The following is an 18,070-nucleotide window of genomic DNA, read 5'->3' on the forward strand; positions in this document are numbered from 1 at the left end:
TTTCAGGAATACTAATTGCTCATATATAACTAGCAACGAATACTCCTGAACCCTTTAAGGGAGCTTGCGACCGATCTGAACCCTTATCTTTTAATTATGCATTCTTAGTCACTAGCTCGTCTTCTTTCTTGCCAACAAAACGAACGGCAATCATCGACACAAACGTTGGGATAACCCAAGCCATACCATGATTAAATAATGGTAGTATTGAGAACGCTGACATATCCGCTCCCGCCACTTTCGCTGCATCTAATACTGCAAAACAGGTCGCAACTAAAATCACAACACGGTATGCAAGACGAGGATTAGGCATAAATTTGCGAGTAAATGCTAACGCAACTAATGCAATTGCCACTGGGTAAAGTAAAAATAACACAGGAACAGACAGTGTAATCAATTGAGTTAATCCTACGTTAGCAACCACTGCACAAGCAACACCAACAACAATAACCCATGTTTTGTACGTCACTTTACAGATAGAGCTAAAGTAGTCTGCACATGCAGAGATAAGACCAATAGCCGTGGTTAAACATGCAATTAATACGATAACTGATAATACGATTTGGCCTGAAGAACCAAACAATGCATGAGTATAAGCCGTTAGAATCGCACCACCGTTGGTCGCACCAGGTGCCACCGTGCTTGAGGTTGCCCCTAAATAGAATAGAGAGACATAAACAAATGCTAAGCCTAATGCTGCAATACAACCCGCAGCCGTTAAATACTTAGTCGTTGCTTTATGCTCTGTAATGCCTTTCTTTTTTAACGCATCAATAATTAAAATACCAAACATTAACGCACCAAACGTATCCATGGTGTTATAACCTTCAAAGAAGCCCGTCGTTAATGGTTGCTCAATATAGTTACCCGTTGCTGCCACAATATCACCTTGTGGATTAACAAATACCGCAATTGCTAAAATGATTAAACCGATGAATAGTGCTGGTGTTAGGAACTTACCTATCGTATCGATAAGCTTACCTTGAGACCATGCAAAAAACATTGCGATTGAGAAGAAGGCAATTGAGAATAGCGTTAACGATAACTGTCCAGCCTCTGCTGACATAAATGGTTTTGCCGCCATTTCATATGCAACCAAACCAGTTCGTGGTGCAGCAAACGCAGGCCCAATAATCACAAACATCAGGATTGCCATGATCATTGCGACTTTTGGTGGTAAATCACGAGTAAGCTGCTGCCAAGAACCGCCAGCAATACCAATAGCAATGATTGTTAATAATGGTAAACCGACCGCGGTAATGAGAAAGCCACCCATTGCACTGTATACGTGCTCACCCGCCATTTGACCTGCGATTGGTGGGAAAATGATATTACCAGCGCCTAAAAAGAAGGCAAAAAGCATAAAGCCAACGGCAATGATATCGGTGAGTTTTAATGATTGTTTCATAAGAAACCCTTGTATAATGTTGTGTGTATTTAATGTTGTGTTTTATATCTTTTTTGATATTTATGTCAGAATAATGAACAAATTATCGATAATTCGCAATACCCCAGAGAAAAACACCATAATTGAATTGCTATATACTTAATAAGCAGTTTATTACTCTGTTAATTTCTTTTATCAAAGAGTGATCAGTTAATATTAAAAGAATCAACAAAATATTAAAAATAGAACATCAAACTAATTAACAATATTATTACAACATTAACAACTATTGCTATATTGGAACAGCCATGAATAAAAGCTTTACTTTCAAACAATTTCATATCGATATAGGTCAATGCGGAATGCCGGTAAGCACAGACGGTGTGTTACTCGGTGCTTGGACTGATATTAATAAATGCCAATCCATATTAGACATTGGTTGTGGGACAGGGTTATTAAGCTTAATGTGCGCTCAAAGAGAGGCTCTAAGTCATATTGATGCTGTTGAATTAATGCCTGCTGCCGCTAAAATCGCACAAAAAAATATTGACCACAGCCCATGGCATGATCGAATTCAATTATTTCATCAGGACATTCTTTCCTATCTGCCTGAAAAAACATACGACGCGATCATTTGTAATCCGCCCTATTTCAGTAATGGAGAGCAATCAAAAAAAGGAGAGCGCTCTTTTGCTCGCCACACAGACTCTTTATCATTTGGTGATCTTTTATCGCAAAGCAAGAAATTACTCTCACCAAAAGGACGAGCTAGTTTCATTCTTCCACTCTTTGAAGGCACCAAATTTATTGAAATCGCTAAAAATAACGGTTTTAGCTTAACTAAACTGACAAATGTGAAAACAACAGAAAAAAAAGAGGTTTCTCGTTTATTGATTGAGTTTTCTATTTTTCCTTATAATTTTCAAGAGAATATATTAATAATACACAGTGAAAATGGCTATAGTGATGACTTTATTAAGCTCACAAGATGCTTTTATCTGAATATGGACTAAAAGATCGGTGATCCATCTCTAATAAATCACTATAATGTCTGGCTAACATCATATTTATACTCTTTAGACCTGAACGGAGAATCTACAGTGATCAAAACGTTTGCTGATCTCGATCTATCCCCTAACCTACTGCGCGCTCTTGAGGAGATTGGTTATCAACGTCCTACTCAAGTTCAGGCTATGGCTATTCCTGAAGCATTAGAAGGAAAAGACATTCTTGCTTCTGCTCCAACAGGCACAGGTAAATCTGCGGCTTTCTTATTACCTGCATTGCAACATCTTGATGATTTCCCTCGTCGTGATCCTGGACCTGCGCGTATTCTGATCCTGACGCCAACTCGTGAACTTGCTATTCAAGTGGCCGATGAAGCTCGTGAATTATCAAAGTACACACGCCATAAAGTATTTACGATCACTGGCGGCATTAGCTACCAAGATCACGCTGATATTCTTGCTACTACTCAAGATATCGTTGTCGCTACACCAGGTCGTTTGATGGAATACATTGAAGCTGAGCGCTTTGACTGTCGAGCGATTGAAACACTGATCCTTGATGAAGCTGACCGCATGCTAGACATGGGTTTTGGCCCTGTCGTTGACCGTCTTTCAAAAGAGTGTCGCTGGCGTAAACAAACCTTCTTGTTTTCTGCAACATTAGAAGGTCGTGGTGTTGAAGGTTTCACAGCCGACCTACTGAATGAGCCAGCTGAAATTAATGCTGAGCCATCACGTCGTGAGCGTAAGAAGATCACACAGTGGTATCACCGTGCCGATAATATGCCTCATAAAATTGAGCTATTAAAAAGCATCTTAACTCAACAAGCTGAGCGCTCAATTGTCTTTGTTAAAACGCGCGAGCGTCTTGCTGAGCTTCGCGGCCACTTAGAAACCGCTAAGATTTCATGTGCATGGTTACAAGGCGATATGCCACAAGAGAGCCGTAACAACGCTATCGCTCGTTTCCGTGATGGTAAAGTGAATGTGCTTATTGCAACCGACGTTGCTGCTCGTGGTATCGATTTACCAAACGTAAGTCATGTAATTAACTTTGATATGCCTCGTACTGCTGACGTGTACCTACACCGTATCGGTCGTACTGCTCGTGCGGGTAATAAAGGTAATGCGGTTTCGTTAATCGAAGCACATGACCAACCAATGATGGAACGTGTTGGCCGTTACGTAAAAGAAGAAGAAGTGATTAAAGAGCGCTTTATTGAGGGCTTAAAACCTCAGCATAAAAAACCTGTTTTCAAAAACAAACAGAAAAAAAATGCGAAGAAGAAAGCGGCTCTAGCGAAGAAAAACGCACCGAAGAAGAAGAAGAAAAAGTAATTTCTATACGCTTCACTAGCTAGAACGCTACGCGCTAGAAACGATAAAAGCAGTCTGTATTACAGGCTGCTTTTTTTATATTTAAAAGAAATAGATAGGCTTCAGATCGCTTCGCTCAAAGGATTCAGGACTATTCGCTGCTATTTCTACAAAACATTGAAACAACACCAAACTTTTTAACCTGCTAAATCCATATTAATGAACTATTTACTCTCTAAATACAAATACCCTGAACCCTTTAAGGGAGCTTGCGACCGATCTGAACCCTGCTCTTCCCTTTCTTCAGGCATAAAAAAACCCGCTAATCAGCGGGTTTTTTATTAACTCAATTCGAGCGGTCTATAATAAAAATTATAGTACGTCGATTGCGTTAAGGTCAGCAAATGCTTTCTCAAGACGAGTAACCATAGAAGCTTGACCAGCACGTAACCATACGCGTGGATCGTAGTACTTCTTGTTTGGCGCAGCTTCGCCAGTTGGGTTACCGATTTGACCTTGTAGGAAATCGAAGTTTTCAGCAGAGTAAGTACGGATACCATCCCATGTAGCCCACTGTGTATCAGTATCGATGTTCATTTTGATAACACCGTAACCGATAGACTCTTGGATTTCTGCTTCAGAAGAACCAGAACCACCGTGGAATACGAAGTTTAGAGCGTTAGGTGCGATACCAAACTTCTCTGCACAGTATGCTTGAGAGTCACGTAGGATAGTTGGAGTAAGTACAACGTTACCAGCTTGGTAAACACCGTGTACGTTACCGAAAGATGCAGCGATAGTGAAACGTGGGCTGATAGCCGTTAGTTTCTCGTATGCGTATGCAACATCTTCAGGAGAAGTGTAAAGCTCAGATGCGTCCATATCAGAGTTATCAACGCCGTCTTCTTCACCGCCAGTACAACCTAGTTCGATTTCTAGAGTCATGTTCATCTTAGCCATACGCGCAAGGTATTGGCCAGAGATTTCGATGTTTTCTTCTAGAGACTCTTCAGAAAGGTCGATCATGTGAGAAGAGAATAGAGGCTTACCAGTTTGAGCGAAGAACTCTTCACCAGCGTCTAGTAGACCGTCGATCCATGGAAGAAGTTTCTTAGCAGCGTGGTCAGTGTGAAGAATAACTGGAACACCGTAAGATTCAGCAACAGCGTGTACGTATTTTGCACCAGCTACAGCACCAAGGATTTGTGCACCTTGACCTTCAAGTTTAACGCCTTTACCAGCGAAGAAACCAGCACCGCCGTTAGAGAACTGAACAACAACAGGAGCTTTAACTTTAGAAGCAGCTTCTAAAACGCCGTTGATTGAATCTGTGTTAACTACGTTTACAGCAGGAAGAGCAAATTTGTTTTCTTTTGCTACTTCAAATACTTTCTGTACGTCGTCGCCAGAAATAACACCAGGTTTTACAAAATCGAAGATCTTAGACATGGAAATAGTCCTATTTATTCTATCGTTTTAAAATTAAAAAACTTACGTTTAAATTTTTGCAAACGTTTGCTCACAACTCTTGCTATTGTATCAATAAACATGGTCATCAACAAACGTAAAAAGCGGGAATGATTAGATTCCCGCTTTTAAATAATTATGCTTTAGCACGCTCTTCAAGCATTGCTACTGCAGGAAGTACTTTACCTTCAACGAACTCAAGGAATGCACCGCCACCTGTAGAAATGTAAGAAACGTCAGCTTTGATACCGAACTTATCGATAGCTGCTAGCGTATCACCACCACCTGCTACAGAGAAACCTTCAGAATCAGCGATTGCTTTAGAAATACCCGCAGTACCTGCTTCAAAGTTTTTGAATTCAAATACGCCAACTGGGCCATTCCAAAGAATTGTTTTTGCATTGCTGATGATTTCAGCAAGAGCAGCTGTTGAATCTGGACCAAGGTCGAAGATCATGTCGTCGTCTTGTACTTCAGAAACGTGCTTGATTTCAGCTTCAGCGTTTTCATCAAATGCTTTTGCACATGCAACATCAGTAGCTACTGGGATTGCACACTCTTTCATTAATTTTTGAGCAGTCTCAACTAGGTCAGCTTCGTATAAAGACTTACCTACATTGTGGCCTTCAGCAGCGATGAATGTGTTCGCGATACCACCACCAACAACAAGTTGGTCAGCGATTTTAGATAGAGACTCAAGAACAGTCAGCTTAGTAGATACTTTAGAGCCACCAACGATAGCAACTAATGGACGAGCTGGGTTGTCCATTGCTTTACCAAGTGCTTCAAGTTCAGCTGCTAGAAGAGGACCAGCACACGCTACAGGAGCGTTCATGCCAACACCGTGAGTAGATGCTTGTGCACGGTGAGCAGTACCAAATGCGTCCATTACGAAGATGTCACATAATGCTGCATATTTTTTAGAAAGCTCTTCTTCGTTCTTCTTCTCGCCTTTGTTAAAGCGAACGTTTTCAAGAACAACTAGCTCACCAGCGTTTAATTCAAGACCATCTAGGTAATCTTTCGCTAGTTTAACGTCACAATCTAGTGCGTCATTTAAGTAGTTAACTACAGGAGCTAGAGAGAACTCTTCGTTGTACTCGCCTTCCGTTGGACGACCTAGGTGAGAAGTAACCATTACTTTAGCGCCAGCTTCCAAGCAAAGCTTGATAGTTGGTAGAGATGCAAGGATACGAGCATCAGAAGTTACTTTACCATCTTTAACTGGTACGTTTAGGTCAGCACGGATAAATACGCGTTTACCTGCAAGTTCCAGGTCAGTCATCTTGATTACAGACATGTTTTGTCCTCTCAATTAAATAATAAAAAGTTTTCAAGCTCGGCATCATTGCCAAACCGATTAAATTCTTACTGCATTATTCAGTAAATAGGGATGGAGTTCACTTTTTTCAAGGTGAAAATTAATCTTTTTTCTCTTTCCATCACAAATTGTTTGATTGATGCTTTTATTTTCTCATTACTAATGCGGTATCTAACATCCGATTAGCAAATCCCCACTCGTTATCGCACCAGACTAGCATTTTAACTAAATGCCCATTACTCACCCTTGTTTGTGAGCCATCGACAATGGCGCTATGGGGATCATGATTAAAGTCGATAGAAACAAGCGGTGCTTCAGTATAGTCAACAATGTTATGTAATGTACACCGAGATGCGTTAACAATGGTTTGATTTATGTCATTAACTTTCACATTTGTATTAATTGTTACACTTAAATCCATCGCGGTGACATTTACTGTCGGCACTCGCACGGAAATCGCTTCAAACTTGTTGTAAAATTTCGGAAATATTCGCTCAATACCTTTATGCAATTTAGTATCAACAGGAATAATTGATTGGCTTGCCGCTCGAGTTCGACGCAAATCAGAGTGATAAGCATCAATCACTTGCTGGTCATTCATAGAAGAATGGATAGTGGTAATGGTGCCAGAATCAATCCCAAACGCATCATCAATGGCTTTAATCACAGGAATAATACAATTGGTGGTGCACGAGCCATTCGACACAATTCGGTGATCTGGTAATAATGTATCGTGATTCACGCCATAGATAATTGTGTTATCTAAATCAGTACCACCAGGATGAGAAAACAGAACCTTTTTAGCGCCTGCTTCGATGTGCTTTTCACCATCCGCTTTAGATCCATAAACCCCTGTACAGTCCAAAACCAAATCAACACCTAATGATTGCCACGGCAAAAGAGAAAGATCAGCTTGATGTACGATTCTAATCTTATCTTGAGAGCCATCAGGGAAATCGATATAAAGATATTCTTGATCATGAGTGACTTTATGGGCAAAGCGTCCATGAGTAGAATCGTACTGAAGAAGATGAGCCATGCCTTCTGGCTGCGATAATTCATTAACCGCTACCACTTCAATTTGATCGCGTTTACCACTTTCATACAACGCGCGAAGTACGCTACGCCCAATTCGACCAAATCCATTTATCGCCACTCTCAACATAACGCTTTGTTTCCTCAATTCCATTTAAGGCTATTGTACCCTTTTCCATTATTTCTTAAAGGATCAAAAAAGCGAAGCCACCTTTCGATAACTTCGCTGTCAATTTTATGTATGACTTATCACTAAATTAAGCGAATGCTTTTATTTAATTAAGCCAAAAGCTCTTTTGCTGTGTTTACTACGTTTTCTGTAGTGAAACCAAACATTTTGAATAGCTCATCAGCAGGTGCAGATTCACCAAACGTTGTCATACCGATGATCTTGCCACCGAAACCAACGTACTTGTACCAGAAATCAGCAATACCCGCTTCAACAGCGATACGCTTAGTTACTGATGATGGTAAAACCGCTTCACGGTACGCTTCGTCTTGTTTATCAAATGCATCAGTAGATGGCATAGAAACAACACGTACTGATTTACCTTCAGCAGTCAGTTGAGCCGCAGCTTCAACCGCTAGTTCGACTTCAGAACCTGTTGCAATAAGGATAAGCTCAGGTTGGCCTTCACAATCTTTTAGGATGTAAGCACCCTTAGCAATGTTTGCTACTTGCTCTTGTGTACGCTCTTGCTGTGCAAGGTTTTGACGAGAGAAGATTAAAGAAGAAGGACCATCTTTACGCTCGATAGCCAGTTTCCATGCAACTGCAGATTCAACTTGGTCACATGGGCGCCATGTGCTCATGTTTGGTGTTAGACGTAGAGAAGCAATTTGCTCAACTGGTTGGTGAGTTGGGCCATCTTCGCCAAGACCGATAGAGTCATGCGTGTAAACTTGGATGTTTTGCACTTTCATCAGTGCAGCCATGCGCATTGCGTTACGAGCGTACTCCATGAACATTAGGAAAGTTGCGCCGTACGGTACGAAACCACCGTGCAGAGCAATACCGTTCATGATCGCCGTCATACCAAACTCACGCACACCGTAGTGAATGTAGTTACCAGAGAAATCTTCAGCAGTTAGAGACTTAGAACCAGACCACATAGTTAGGTTAGAAGGCGCAAGGTCAGCAGAGCCACCCATGAATTCAGGTAACATAGCACCAAACGCTTCTAGTGCATTTTGAGAGGCTTTACGTGAAGCGATGTTTGCAGGGTTCGCTTGAAGATCTGCAATGATTGCCGATGCTTTTTCTTCCCACTCTGCAGGTAAATCGCCATTTACACGACGCTTGTATTCAGCTGCAAGCTCAGGGTATGCCGCTGCATACGCATCAAATTTAGCATTCCAAGCTGCTTCTTTTTCAGAACCCGCTTCTTTTGCATCCCACTCAGCAGCTACGTCTGTTGGAATTTCAAATGCGCCGAACTCCCAACCTAATGCTTTCTTAGTTGCTGCAATTTCATCAGCACCTAGTGGAGCACCATGACAGTCGTGTGTACCTTGCTTGTTTGGAGAACCAAAGCCAATCACTGTTTTAGTACAGATCAACGTCGGACGAGGGTCCGCTTTTGCTGCAATAATTGCAGCGTTGATTGCATCAGCATCGTGACCATCAACCGCCGGGATTACATGCCAGCCGTACGCTTCAAAACGTTTAGGTGTGTCATCAGAGAACCAACCTTCAACTTCACCATCAATAGAAATACCGTTGTCATCCCAGAAAGCAACTAGCTTACCAAGACCAAGAGTACCCGCTAAAGAACACGCTTCGTGAGAGATACCTTCCATTAAACAACCGTCGCCCATGAACACGTAAGTGTTGTGGTCAACGATATCATGGCCTTCACGGTTAAATTGCGCTGCCAATGCTTTCTCAGCCATTGCCATACCAACACCGTTTGTGATGCCTTGGCCTAATGGACCAGTCGTTGTTTCGATACCTGGTGCATAACCGTACTCAGGGTGACCTGGTGTTTTAGAATGCAACTGACGGAAGTTTTTTAAGTCTTCGATAGAAAGGTCATAACCAGAAAGGTGAAGCAGAGAGTAAATCAGCATTGAACCGTGACCATTTGAAAGAATGAAACGGTCGCGATCAGCCCACTCTGGATTCTGTGGGTTGTGATTTAGGTGGCTACGCCATAATACTTCAGCGATGTCTGCCATACCCATAGGTGCGCCAGGGTGACCAGAATTTGCTTGTTGAACACCATCCATGCTTAAAGCGCGGATTGCATTTGCTAGATGTTTACGTGAAGACATGCCTGCTCCTGAAAATTCGAAGGACTATATGTTTATTGAGCGAGTTAACTCTTGACTGGCTAACTCATCGTTATGAATTAACCTAAATTTGCAGGTCCGTATTGTCGCAAAGGCTTATCTGCACTGCAAACGATTACTTATAAAATAAAGCGCTTTTTTTCACGATTTTGAAAGAAAACCTTGTTTGCTGAAGTAAATCCCATGTTCAGACGCAAACGATTGGTTATGTCTTATATTTATTTTCTTCTATGAAATGAGTTGTAATTAATCAATATTTCTCTATTATAGCCGTCTAGATGGAAGAACACCTACACTGTTATACGTATAGACTTATATAGATTGTGGGTATTTTTAGAACTTATTATTTATAGAAGTGGAGCTCCCTTATGGCTAAGCACCTATTTACCTCTGAGTCTGTATCAGAAGGTCATCCAGATAAAATTGCCGACCAAATTTCAGATGCGGTACTTGATGCGATCTTAGAACAAGATCCAAAAGCTCGTGTTGCTTGTGAAACGTACGTAAAAACGGGCATGGTTATGGTCGGTGGTGAAGTAACTACTTCTGCGTGGGTTGATATCGAAGAAATCACTCGTGAAACCGTTCGTGATATCGGTTATGTTCATTCAGATATGGGCTTTGATGCGAACTCTTGTGCTGTATTAAACACAATTGGTAAGCAATCTCCTGACATCAACCAAGGTGTTGATAAAGCCGATCCAAAAGAACAAGGCGCGGGCGACCAAGGCATCATGTTTGGTTACGCAACAAACGAAACACCTATCTTAATGCCAGCGCCAATTACTTACTCTCACCTACTTGTTAAAAAGCAAGCGGAAGTACGTAAGAGCGGAAAACTGGATTTCTTACGTCCAGATGCAAAATCTCAAGTAACATTCCAATACGACCAAGGTAAGATTGTTGGTATTGATGCCGTTGTTCTTTCAACACAACACTGTGATTCAGTAACCACTCCAGATCTTCGTGAAGCGGTAATGGAAGAGATCATCAAGCCAGTACTTCCTGCAGAATGGTTAAATAAAGAGACTAAGTTCTTTATTAACCCAACAGGTCGCTTTGTTATCGGTGGCCCAATGGGTGACTGTGGCCTGACTGGTCGTAAAATCATCGTTGATACTTACGGCGGCGCAGCTCGTCACGGTGGCGGTGCATTCTCTGGTAAAGATCCATCAAAAGTTGACCGTTCAGCAGCATACGCAGCACGTTACGTAGCGAAAAATATTGTTGCTGCAGGCATGGCTGAACGTTGTGAAATTCAACTTTCATACGCTATCGGTGTTGCGGATCCAACATCAATCATGGTTGAAACCTTTGGTACTGAAAAAGTATCTCACGACATCATCATTGAAGCGGTTCGTCAGCACTTCGACCTACGCCCGTACGGCCTACAAGAAATGCTTAACCTTCTTCAGCCAATCTACAAGAAGACGGCAGCATACGGTCACTTCGGTCGTGAAGAGTTTCCTTGGGAAGCAACAGACAAAGCAGACATCCTTCGTGATTTCGCAGGCATTAAGTAAGCATTAATTACTTATCCTTGAATTTAAAAGGGAGCTTCGGCTTCCTTTTTTGTTTTCTAGCCCCATATACTCTTTATAATTACCTTGGTATTAAAACTTATACCATTCTGGATAAGTAGTTGTTCAGATAATTGCTTAGGAAAAATCGATTAGAGCAAGGCATAAATTACAGTAACTAGTGGATCTAATTACAAAATTTATAACGCTGATATAATCGATTTTAACAAGCAAGAATGATCAAATACTTATGTAGATTGGTATTAAATACTAAAAATAAAGAGATTCAATGACACCACTTCAGCAAGCATCCATAGCTAAAGCTCAGCAATGCATTCAACAAGCTTCTACTTTTTTTAATCGCCCTTTTTCTTTACCAGAAATTAAATTTACTCAGCGTGGAAAAATCGCAGGGACGGCTCGCCTTCAAGGTTGGGAAATACGTATTAACCCTATTTTATTAGAAGAGAATCAACACACCTTTATTAACGAAGTGATCCCTCATGAAATCGCTCACCTAATCACATTCAAACTATATGGTCGAGTGCGTCCTCACGGAAAAGAATGGCAAGGTGTGATGAATCAAGTTTTCAATTTACCGGCAAGAACCACGCATAGCTTTAGTGTTGATTCGGTAAAGGGAGAAACCTTTCCTTATCGTTGCAAATGCACAACACACGAACTTACTGTTCGCCGTCATAATCGAGTTCAACGCAAAGAAACTCAATACCTCTGTAAAGCGTGTCAGTCCCCACTAAAATGGATTAAACCTCGCTCATAGCGGTATGAAAGTACATATTTCAGCCGTTTTTTATCCTAGTTATCAATTTATCTATAATGCGAATTAACAATAAGATACCCTTGCTGTATTAACAATATAATCAGTAGGTTTACCATGACATTAATTCGCTTAGTTATTAGCATCATCGCGATAACTTTCAGCTTCAATGCGCTTTCAGCTCCCCCTTCTTCATTTTCTAAAGCTAAAAAACTAGCCGTGAAAATCTATCTTGATCACCCAACCTCTTTCTATTGTGGCTGTGACATTACATGGAAAGATAAAAAGAAAGGCATTCCTGATTTACAAAGTTGTGGCTATGACGTTCGTAAACAAGAAAAGCGTGCTAGCCGTATCGAGTGGGAGCACATAGTCCCAGCTTGGCAATTTGGCCATCAACGCCAATGCTGGCAAGATGGTGGACGCAAGAATTGCACCCGAAAAGACAAACAATTCAAAATGATGGAAGCTGACTTACACAATTTAGTTCCTGCCATTGGCGAAGTGAATGGCGATCGTTCTAATTTCCGTTTTTCACAATGGAATGGTAATAAAGGTGCCAATTATGGGCAATGTGCTTTTAAAGTTGATTTTAAAGGCCGTGTAGCAGAGCCGCCAGCACAATCTAGAGGTGCCATTGCTCGTACTTATTTATACATGAATAATGAATATCGTTTTAATTTATCCAAAGCACAGCGTCAATTAATGGAAGCGTGGAATAAACAATACCCTGTCTCAGCATGGGAATGTGAGCGTGATAAACGTATTGCTAAAATTCAAGGTAACCATAACCAATTTGTCTATAAAGCCTGTATGAAATAACATAGACTAACTTAGAGGTTGAAAAAGCAACCATTAACCTCCATCCTTAAATGTAAGATAGTTAAAGAAAAGTAGACCATGAGAATACCAAGAATCCATCATCCCGAACTGCTTCCTTCACAAGGAAAAATTAATTTAAGCGATGATGCTGCTAACCATGTTGGCCGCGTTATGCGAATGAAAGAAGGTGAAGCCGTATTACTGTTTGATGGCAGCGGTGCTGAGTTTCCTGCTGTAATTACTTCCGCATCAAAGAAAAGCGTAGAAGTTGAGATCAGCGAACGTATAGAGCGCAGCAGTGAATCTCCATTAAATTTACACTTAGGCCAAGTGGTTTCTCGTGGTGATAAAATGGAATTCACTATTCAAAAATCTGTCGAGCTAGGAGTTAATACCATTACTCCTCTTATTTCAGAACGTTGTGGCGTGAAGCTAAATAAAGAGCGTTTCGAGAAAAAACTCGACCAGTGGCAAAAAATAGCGATTGCCGCCTGTGAACAATGTGGTCGTAATACGGTTCCTGAAATTCGCCCAATTATGTCTTTAGAAGAGTGGTGTGCTGAAGAGTATGACGGATTAAAACTAAACCTTCATCCAAGAGCAAAATACTCGATCAATACATTGCCGGAACCCGTGACAAATGTGCGCTTGTTAATTGGCCCTGAAGGCGGTTTATCGTCTGACGAAATTAACATGACAGAACAATATCAATTTGAAGAAACGTTGCTTGGTCCTCGAGTTCTAAGAACTGAAACCGCAGCGCTTACCGCAATTACAGCCTTACAAGTTCGTTTTGGCGATCTTGGCTAACTGGAGAAATACAATGATCAAACTCGGTATCGTAATGGATCCTATCTCATCCATTAACATCAAAAAAGACTCTAGCTTTGCCATGATGCTTGAAGCACAAAAGCGCGGCTGGGAAATCCATTACATGGAAATGGCTGACCTGCACCTAGATCAAGGTAAAGCAGTTGCTGATACCAAAGTGGTTGAACTAACAGAAGACCCAGCAAGTTGGTATGAATTCAAATCAGAGCAAACTATCGACCTTGCTGATCTTGATGCTGTACTAATGCGTAAAGATCCTCCATTCGATACTGAATATATCTACGCAACTTACATTTTAGAGCGTGCTGAGATTCAAGGTGCATTGATTGTTAATAAACCACAAAGCTTACGTGATTGTAACGAGAAACTATTTACGGCTTGGTTCCCTGAGTTAACACCAACAACACTAGTAACGCGTAAAGCGGAAAAAATTAAAGCCTTCCGTGAAGAGCATGGCGATATTATCCTTAAACCACTTGATGGTATGGGTGGCGCGTCAATCTTTCGTGTCAAAGCTAGCGATCCAAACGTATCTGTGATCATTGAAACACTAACTAATCACGAACAGAATTACTGTATGGCACAAACCTTTGTTCCAGATATTAGCAATGGTGACAAACGCATTCTTGTTGTTGATGGTGAACCAATGCCTTACTGCTTAGCTCGTATCCCAGCAAAAGGCGAGACTCGTGGTAACTTAGCCGCTGGCGGTACTGGTGAAGCGCGTCCATTAAGTGAGACTGACTGGGCGATTGCTAATGCCGTTGCTCCAACATTAAAAGAAAAAGGTCTAATCTTTGTAGGTCTGGATGTCATTGGTGACAAATTGACAGAAATTAACGTAACAAGCCCGACGTGCATTAAAGAGATCGAAGCTGCATTCGATATCTCAATCACAGGCAAATTAATGGATGCTATCGAGCGTCGTATTAACGCTTAATTGTGCCTTCATAACAAAGGGAGTTCATCACTCCCTTTTGTAACATAGCGACATCAGTTACACTGAATTTTTAGGAGGCTTTGTGGATTTAAAAAACCATTTTTTAGTAGCAATGCCAAGTATGAAAGACCCATTTTTCCATCGAAGTGTTATCTATATTTGTGAGCATGATTCAGAGGGAACTATGGGGCTTCGTATTAATGAAACTGTTCCCATTTCATTGGAAGGAATGCTCGATCAAATAAAACTAGAGAACGCCTCTCCTATTATTTTTCCACAATCCTTAACTCAACCAGTATTGAATGGTGGTCCTGTATCTGATGATCGAGGCTTTGTATTACATTCAGTGAAAGATCGCTATACATCAAGTATACGAGTGACAAGCGAACTTTCAGTAACTACATCAAAGGATATTCTTGCGACGCTTGGTACCGAATCTCAGCCACGTAAGTACTTGGTTGCACTCGGATATTCAGGATGGGACGCAGGACAACTTGAACAAGAACTGTCCGAAAACAGCTGGCTTGTTTTAGAAGCTGATCTTTCGATTATTTTTGATACCCCGATACCAGATCGATGGCGAAGAGCGATTGAAATTTTAGGCATTAGCCCAGCAAACCTATCTAGCGAGGTTGGACACGCATGAGTTCACGTACCATCATGGCATTTGATTTTGGCACCAAGAGCATTGGTTCTGCCATTGGGCAAGAGATCACAGGTACTGCAAGTCCATTAAAAGCATTTAAAGCTCAAGATGGCACCCCTAATTGGGATGATATTGAAAAACAAATTAAAGAGTGGAACCCAGATTTGATCGTTGTCGGCTTACCGACTGATCTTCATGGTAAAGAACTCGAAACCATCACTCCTCGCGCAAAGAAATTTGCCAATCGTCTGCATGGCCGTTTTGGTAAGCAAGTTGAGTTGCATGACGAGCGCCTGTCAACCGCTGAGGCTCGCGCTGATTTGTTTGAATACGGTGGTTATAAAGCATTATCGAAAGGCAATATTGATTGCCAGTCTGCGGTAGTGATTTTAGAAAGCTGGTTTGAGAATCAGTGGGGCTAAAAGCATAAGAGCAGGTTTCAGATCGGTCGCAAGCTCCCTTAAAGGGTTCAGAGGCACTCGCTGTAAGTATAATACTCACAATAAACTCCTCTGAATCCTAAGCGCGAAGCGTCCTGAACCCTGCTTTTTTAGTCTAACGATATCGATACATTATCAAGCTTCGACGAGCTAAATGGATCACCACGCTTCATCTTTAACATCAACCTCAAGTCATTCGCTGAATCCGCACTGTGCAACGCTTCATCTTCAGAAATCTTCTCTGACACAACCAAATCAAACAAACACTGATCAAACGTCTGCATGCCTGACTCTCGTGATTTTGCCATGGTTGCTTTTAGCTCATGCAAATCACCACGGCGGATCAAATCTGAAATTCGAGGAGTATTTAACAGCACCTCATAAACTCCATGACGACCATTTCCATTCATATCAGGTACCAATTGTTGAGCAATGATCCCTTTTAAGTTCATTGAAAGATCAAATAAGAACTGCTCTTTATGATCTTTATGTACTAAATGAAGAATACGCTCCAATGCTTGGTTAGCATTGTTTGCATGCAGCGTCGCCATACAAAGATGACCGGTTTCCGCAAACGTCATTGCATATTCCATGGTTTCACGACTACGAATCTCACCAATTAAAATCATATCTGGTGCTTGTCGTAAAGAGTTCTTCAATGCCACTTCATAGCTTTGTGTATCTAAACCAACTTCACGCTGAGTGACAATGCACTTATTATGCGGATGAACAAATTCAATCGGATCTTCTACTGTTAATATGTGGCCGTAGCGATTGTCATTTCGATAGCCAGTCATCGCCGCCATTGAGGTAGATTTACCCGAGCCAGTAGCCCCAACGACAAGAACTAAACCACGCTTAGAGGTTGCAAGACCCTTCATTACCTCAGGTAAATTTAACGAATCCATCGAAGGTATTGTTGTTTCAATACGACGGATCACCGCACCCGGCTGCTCACGTTGCCAAAACGCACTAACACGAAAGCGGCCGATCTCTTTTACAATCGCAAAATTGGCTTCTAGTTTTTGGTTAAACTCTTTTTGACGCTCGTCGCTCATCATTTCAGCTAATAATGCCGTAACAGAATCAACCGTCTGTTTTTCACCTAGCTGCTGAAACTCACCGTGAACACGCAATAAACATGGGGCATCCACTGTAATATAAACATCAGACGCTTTTTTCTGTACCATGTTATCTAGCAGTTGATCTAACTTCATAGTTAAAAACCTACACTACTAATATCAACTTTTTTTGCCACTTCATCGGGGTCGACTAGACCTTGGGCTATAATTTTCTTCGCATTTTGTTCCATTGTCTGCATTCCAAAAGAAGAACCCGTCTGAATTATCGAATACATCTGCGCGACTTTATCTTCACGGATCAAGTTACGAATTGCAGGCGTCGCGATCATAATTTCATGACATGCCACACGACCACCACCATTACGCTTTAGCAACGTCTGAGCGACCACCGCCCTTAATGATTCTGACAGCATTGAGCGCACCATAGACTTCTCACTCCCCGGGAACACATCAATAATACGGTCGATGGTTTTAGCTGCTGAACTGGTGTGTAAGGTACCAAATACCAAGTGACCCGTTTCTGCTGCGGTTAATGCTAAACTAATGGTTTCTTGGTCACGAAGTTCACCCACCAAAATAACATCAGGATCTTCACGTAGCGCTGAGCGTAATGCCGCTTTAAAGCTGTGTGTGTCTCGATGTACTTCACGCTGGTTAATCAAACATTTCTTATTTTTGTGCACAAACTCAATCGGATCTTCAATCGTTAATACGTGCTTATTGTGATTTTCATTAATGTAATCAACCATCGCTGCAAGCGTCGTTGATTTACCAGAACCTGTTGGCCCCGTAATTAATACCAGCCCTTTTTGATAATTAGCGATATTAGTAAAAATCTCTGGTGCGACAAGTTGTTCTAATGATGGGATCTCAACAGGAATGGTTCTAAATACTGCTGCACATCCACGAGATTGGTTAAATGCATTGACACGAAAGCGTCCAACATTCGGCAATTCAAATGAAAAATCAACTTCTAACGTTTCTTCAAACTCACTACGCTGAGCATCATTCATAATGTCCGTCACTAAACGGTGAACTTCTGCGTGTGTAAAATCTGGTAATGTCAGTTTACGAACATCCCCATCTACACGCACCATAGGAGGAACTCCTGCAGATAGGTGTAGATCTGACGCATTTTGTTTTACACTAAAGTCCAGTAGCTCTGTGATGTCCATAATTTTCCTC

16 protein-coding genes are annotated in these 18,070 nt (G+C 41.4%); 9 read left to right on the plus strand and 7 right to left on the minus strand.

What is annotated here, in order from left to right; genetic code table 11:
* Nucleotides 1-94 precede the first annotated feature (94 nt).
* The gene (gene brnQ / locus F8B77_RS11820) at nt 95-1,408 is read right to left on the minus strand and encodes a branched-chain amino acid transport system II carrier protein (RefSeq protein ID WP_151655497.1); all 1,314 of its coding nucleotides are present in this window, start codon (nt 1,406-1,408) and stop codon (nt 95-97) included.
* A 287-nt stretch (nt 1,409-1,695) separates the two neighbouring features.
* Between brnQ and F8B77_RS11825 the strand changes: the two genes are divergently transcribed.
* Together F8B77_RS11825 and srmB are read left to right on the plus strand one after the other, a co-directional pair.
* Nucleotides 1,696-2,400, plus strand: coding sequence for a tRNA1(Val) (adenine(37)-N6)-methyltransferase (locus F8B77_RS11825; RefSeq protein WP_151655498.1), 705 nt, complete (start codon nt 1,696-1,698; stop codon nt 2,398-2,400).
* 87 nt (nt 2,401-2,487) lie between these two features.
* Nucleotides 2,488-3,732 (plus strand): ATP-dependent RNA helicase SrmB, encoded by a 1,245-nt coding sequence (gene srmB / locus F8B77_RS11830; protein WP_130086940.1) that lies wholly within the window; start codon nt 2,488-2,490, stop codon nt 3,730-3,732.
* Nucleotides 3,733-4,083: 351 nt separating this feature from the next.
* Here the strand turns inward: srmB and fbaA are convergent, their stop codons facing one another.
* The 4 genes from fbaA to tkt all read right to left on the minus strand — a co-directional run bounded on the left by fbaA (nt 4,084) and on the right by tkt (nt 9,808).
* Nucleotides 4,084-5,160 (minus strand): class II fructose-bisphosphate aldolase, encoded by a 1,077-nt coding sequence (fbaA, locus tag F8B77_RS11835; protein ID WP_130044335.1) that lies wholly within the window; start codon nt 5,158-5,160, stop codon nt 4,084-4,086.
* Nucleotides 5,161-5,314: 154 nt separating this feature from the next.
* Nucleotides 5,315-6,478, minus strand: coding sequence for a phosphoglycerate kinase (locus F8B77_RS11840; protein ID WP_151655499.1), 1,164 nt, complete (start codon nt 6,476-6,478; stop codon nt 5,315-5,317).
* A 166-nt stretch (nt 6,479-6,644) separates the two neighbouring features.
* A complete protein-coding gene (epd, locus tag F8B77_RS11845; protein WP_151655500.1) occupies nt 6,645-7,664 on the minus strand; it encodes an erythrose-4-phosphate dehydrogenase in 1,020 nt (339 codons plus the stop codon).
* 149 nt (nt 7,665-7,813) lie between these two features.
* The gene (gene tkt, locus F8B77_RS11850; RefSeq protein ID WP_130044336.1) at nt 7,814-9,808 is read right to left on the minus strand and encodes a transketolase; all 1,995 of its coding nucleotides are present in this window, start codon (nt 9,806-9,808) and stop codon (nt 7,814-7,816) included.
* 386 nt (nt 9,809-10,194) lie between these two features.
* Here tkt and metK point away from each other — a divergent pair, with 386 nt between their 5' ends.
* The 7 genes from metK (at nt 10,195) to ruvX (ending at nt 15,785) form a co-directional block, all read left to right on the plus strand.
* Entirely contained in the window at nt 10,195-11,349 is a 1,155-nt protein-coding gene (gene metK / locus F8B77_RS11855) for a methionine adenosyltransferase (RefSeq protein ID WP_151655501.1), read from the plus strand.
* 286 nt (nt 11,350-11,635) lie between these two features.
* Entirely contained in the window at nt 11,636-12,127 is a 492-nt protein-coding gene (locus F8B77_RS11860; RefSeq protein WP_151655502.1) for a SprT family zinc-dependent metalloprotease, read from the plus strand.
* Between the two features lie 114 nt (nt 12,128-12,241).
* A complete protein-coding gene (gene endA, locus F8B77_RS11865) occupies nt 12,242-12,946 on the plus strand; it encodes a deoxyribonuclease I (RefSeq protein ID WP_151655503.1) in 705 nt (234 codons plus the stop codon).
* A 78-nt stretch (nt 12,947-13,024) separates the two neighbouring features.
* Nucleotides 13,025-13,756: a 16S rRNA (uracil(1498)-N(3))-methyltransferase gene (gene rsmE, locus F8B77_RS11870; RefSeq protein WP_130044340.1), complete on the plus strand. Its 732-nt coding sequence runs from the start codon at nt 13,025-13,027 to the stop codon at nt 13,754-13,756.
* Between the two features lie 13 nt (nt 13,757-13,769).
* On the plus strand, nt 13,770-14,717 hold the full coding sequence (gene gshB / locus F8B77_RS11875; RefSeq protein WP_151655504.1) for a glutathione synthase: 948 nt from the start codon (nt 13,770-13,772) through the stop codon (nt 14,715-14,717).
* 82 nt (nt 14,718-14,799) lie between these two features.
* Nucleotides 14,800-15,363 (plus strand): YqgE/AlgH family protein, encoded by a 564-nt coding sequence (locus F8B77_RS11880; protein ID WP_151655505.1) that lies wholly within the window; start codon nt 14,800-14,802, stop codon nt 15,361-15,363.
* The gene (ruvX, locus tag F8B77_RS11885; protein WP_130046893.1) at nt 15,360-15,785 is read left to right on the plus strand and encodes a Holliday junction resolvase RuvX; all 426 of its coding nucleotides are present in this window, start codon (nt 15,360-15,362) and stop codon (nt 15,783-15,785) included. The genes F8B77_RS11880 and ruvX overlap by 4 nt, the downstream gene beginning before the upstream one ends.
* A 128-nt stretch (nt 15,786-15,913) precedes the next feature.
* Here the strand turns inward: ruvX and F8B77_RS11890 are convergent, their stop codons facing one another.
* A complete protein-coding gene (locus tag F8B77_RS11890) occupies nt 15,914-17,020 on the minus strand; it encodes a PilT/PilU family type 4a pilus ATPase (protein ID WP_151655506.1) in 1,107 nt (368 codons plus the stop codon).
* Nucleotides 17,021-17,022: 2 nt separating this feature from the next.
* Nucleotides 17,023-18,060: a type IV pilus twitching motility protein PilT gene (locus F8B77_RS11895; protein ID WP_151655507.1), complete on the minus strand. Its 1,038-nt coding sequence runs from the start codon at nt 18,058-18,060 to the stop codon at nt 17,023-17,025.
* Between the last annotated feature and the right edge of the window lie 10 nt (nt 18,061-18,070).

Origin of the sequence: Aliivibrio finisterrensis, assembly GCF_008933155.1 — a bacterium.
GTDB lineage: Bacteria > Pseudomonadota > Gammaproteobacteria > Enterobacterales > Vibrionaceae > Aliivibrio > Aliivibrio finisterrensis.

Coding starts and splice junctions, on each gene's coding strand:
- metK (WP_151655501.1), top strand. CDS start 10,195: ATGGCTAAGCACCTATTTACCTCTGAGTCTGTATCAGAAGGTCATCCA.
- ruvX (WP_130046893.1), top strand. CDS start 15,360: ATGAGTTCACGTACCATCATGGCATTTGATTTTGGCACCAAGAGCATT.
- brnQ (WP_151655497.1), bottom strand. CDS start 1,408: ATGAAACAATCATTAAAACTCACCGATATCATTGCCGTTGGCTTTATG.
- F8B77_RS11895 (WP_151655507.1), bottom strand. CDS start 18,060: ATGGACATCACAGAGCTACTGGACTTTAGTGTAAAACAAAATGCGTCA.
- endA (WP_151655503.1), top strand. CDS start 12,242: ATGACATTAATTCGCTTAGTTATTAGCATCATCGCGATAACTTTCAGC.
- gshB (WP_151655504.1), top strand. CDS start 13,770: ATGATCAAACTCGGTATCGTAATGGATCCTATCTCATCCATTAACATC.
- epd (WP_151655500.1), bottom strand. CDS start 7,664: ATGTTGAGAGTGGCGATAAATGGATTTGGTCGAATTGGGCGTAGCGTA.
- F8B77_RS11890 (WP_151655506.1), bottom strand. CDS start 17,020: ATGAAGTTAGATCAACTGCTAGATAACATGGTACAGAAAAAAGCGTCT.
- rsmE (WP_130044340.1), top strand. CDS start 13,025: ATGAGAATACCAAGAATCCATCATCCCGAACTGCTTCCTTCACAAGGA.
- F8B77_RS11840 (WP_151655499.1), bottom strand. CDS start 6,478: ATGTCTGTAATCAAGATGACTGACCTGGAACTTGCAGGTAAACGCGTA.
- tkt (WP_130044336.1), bottom strand. CDS start 9,808: ATGTCTTCACGTAAACATCTAGCAAATGCAATCCGCGCTTTAAGCATG.
- F8B77_RS11825 (WP_151655498.1), top strand. CDS start 1,696: ATGAATAAAAGCTTTACTTTCAAACAATTTCATATCGATATAGGTCAA.
- F8B77_RS11860 (WP_151655502.1), top strand. CDS start 11,636: ATGACACCACTTCAGCAAGCATCCATAGCTAAAGCTCAGCAATGCATT.
- fbaA (WP_130044335.1), bottom strand. CDS start 5,160: ATGTCTAAGATCTTCGATTTTGTAAAACCTGGTGTTATTTCTGGCGAC.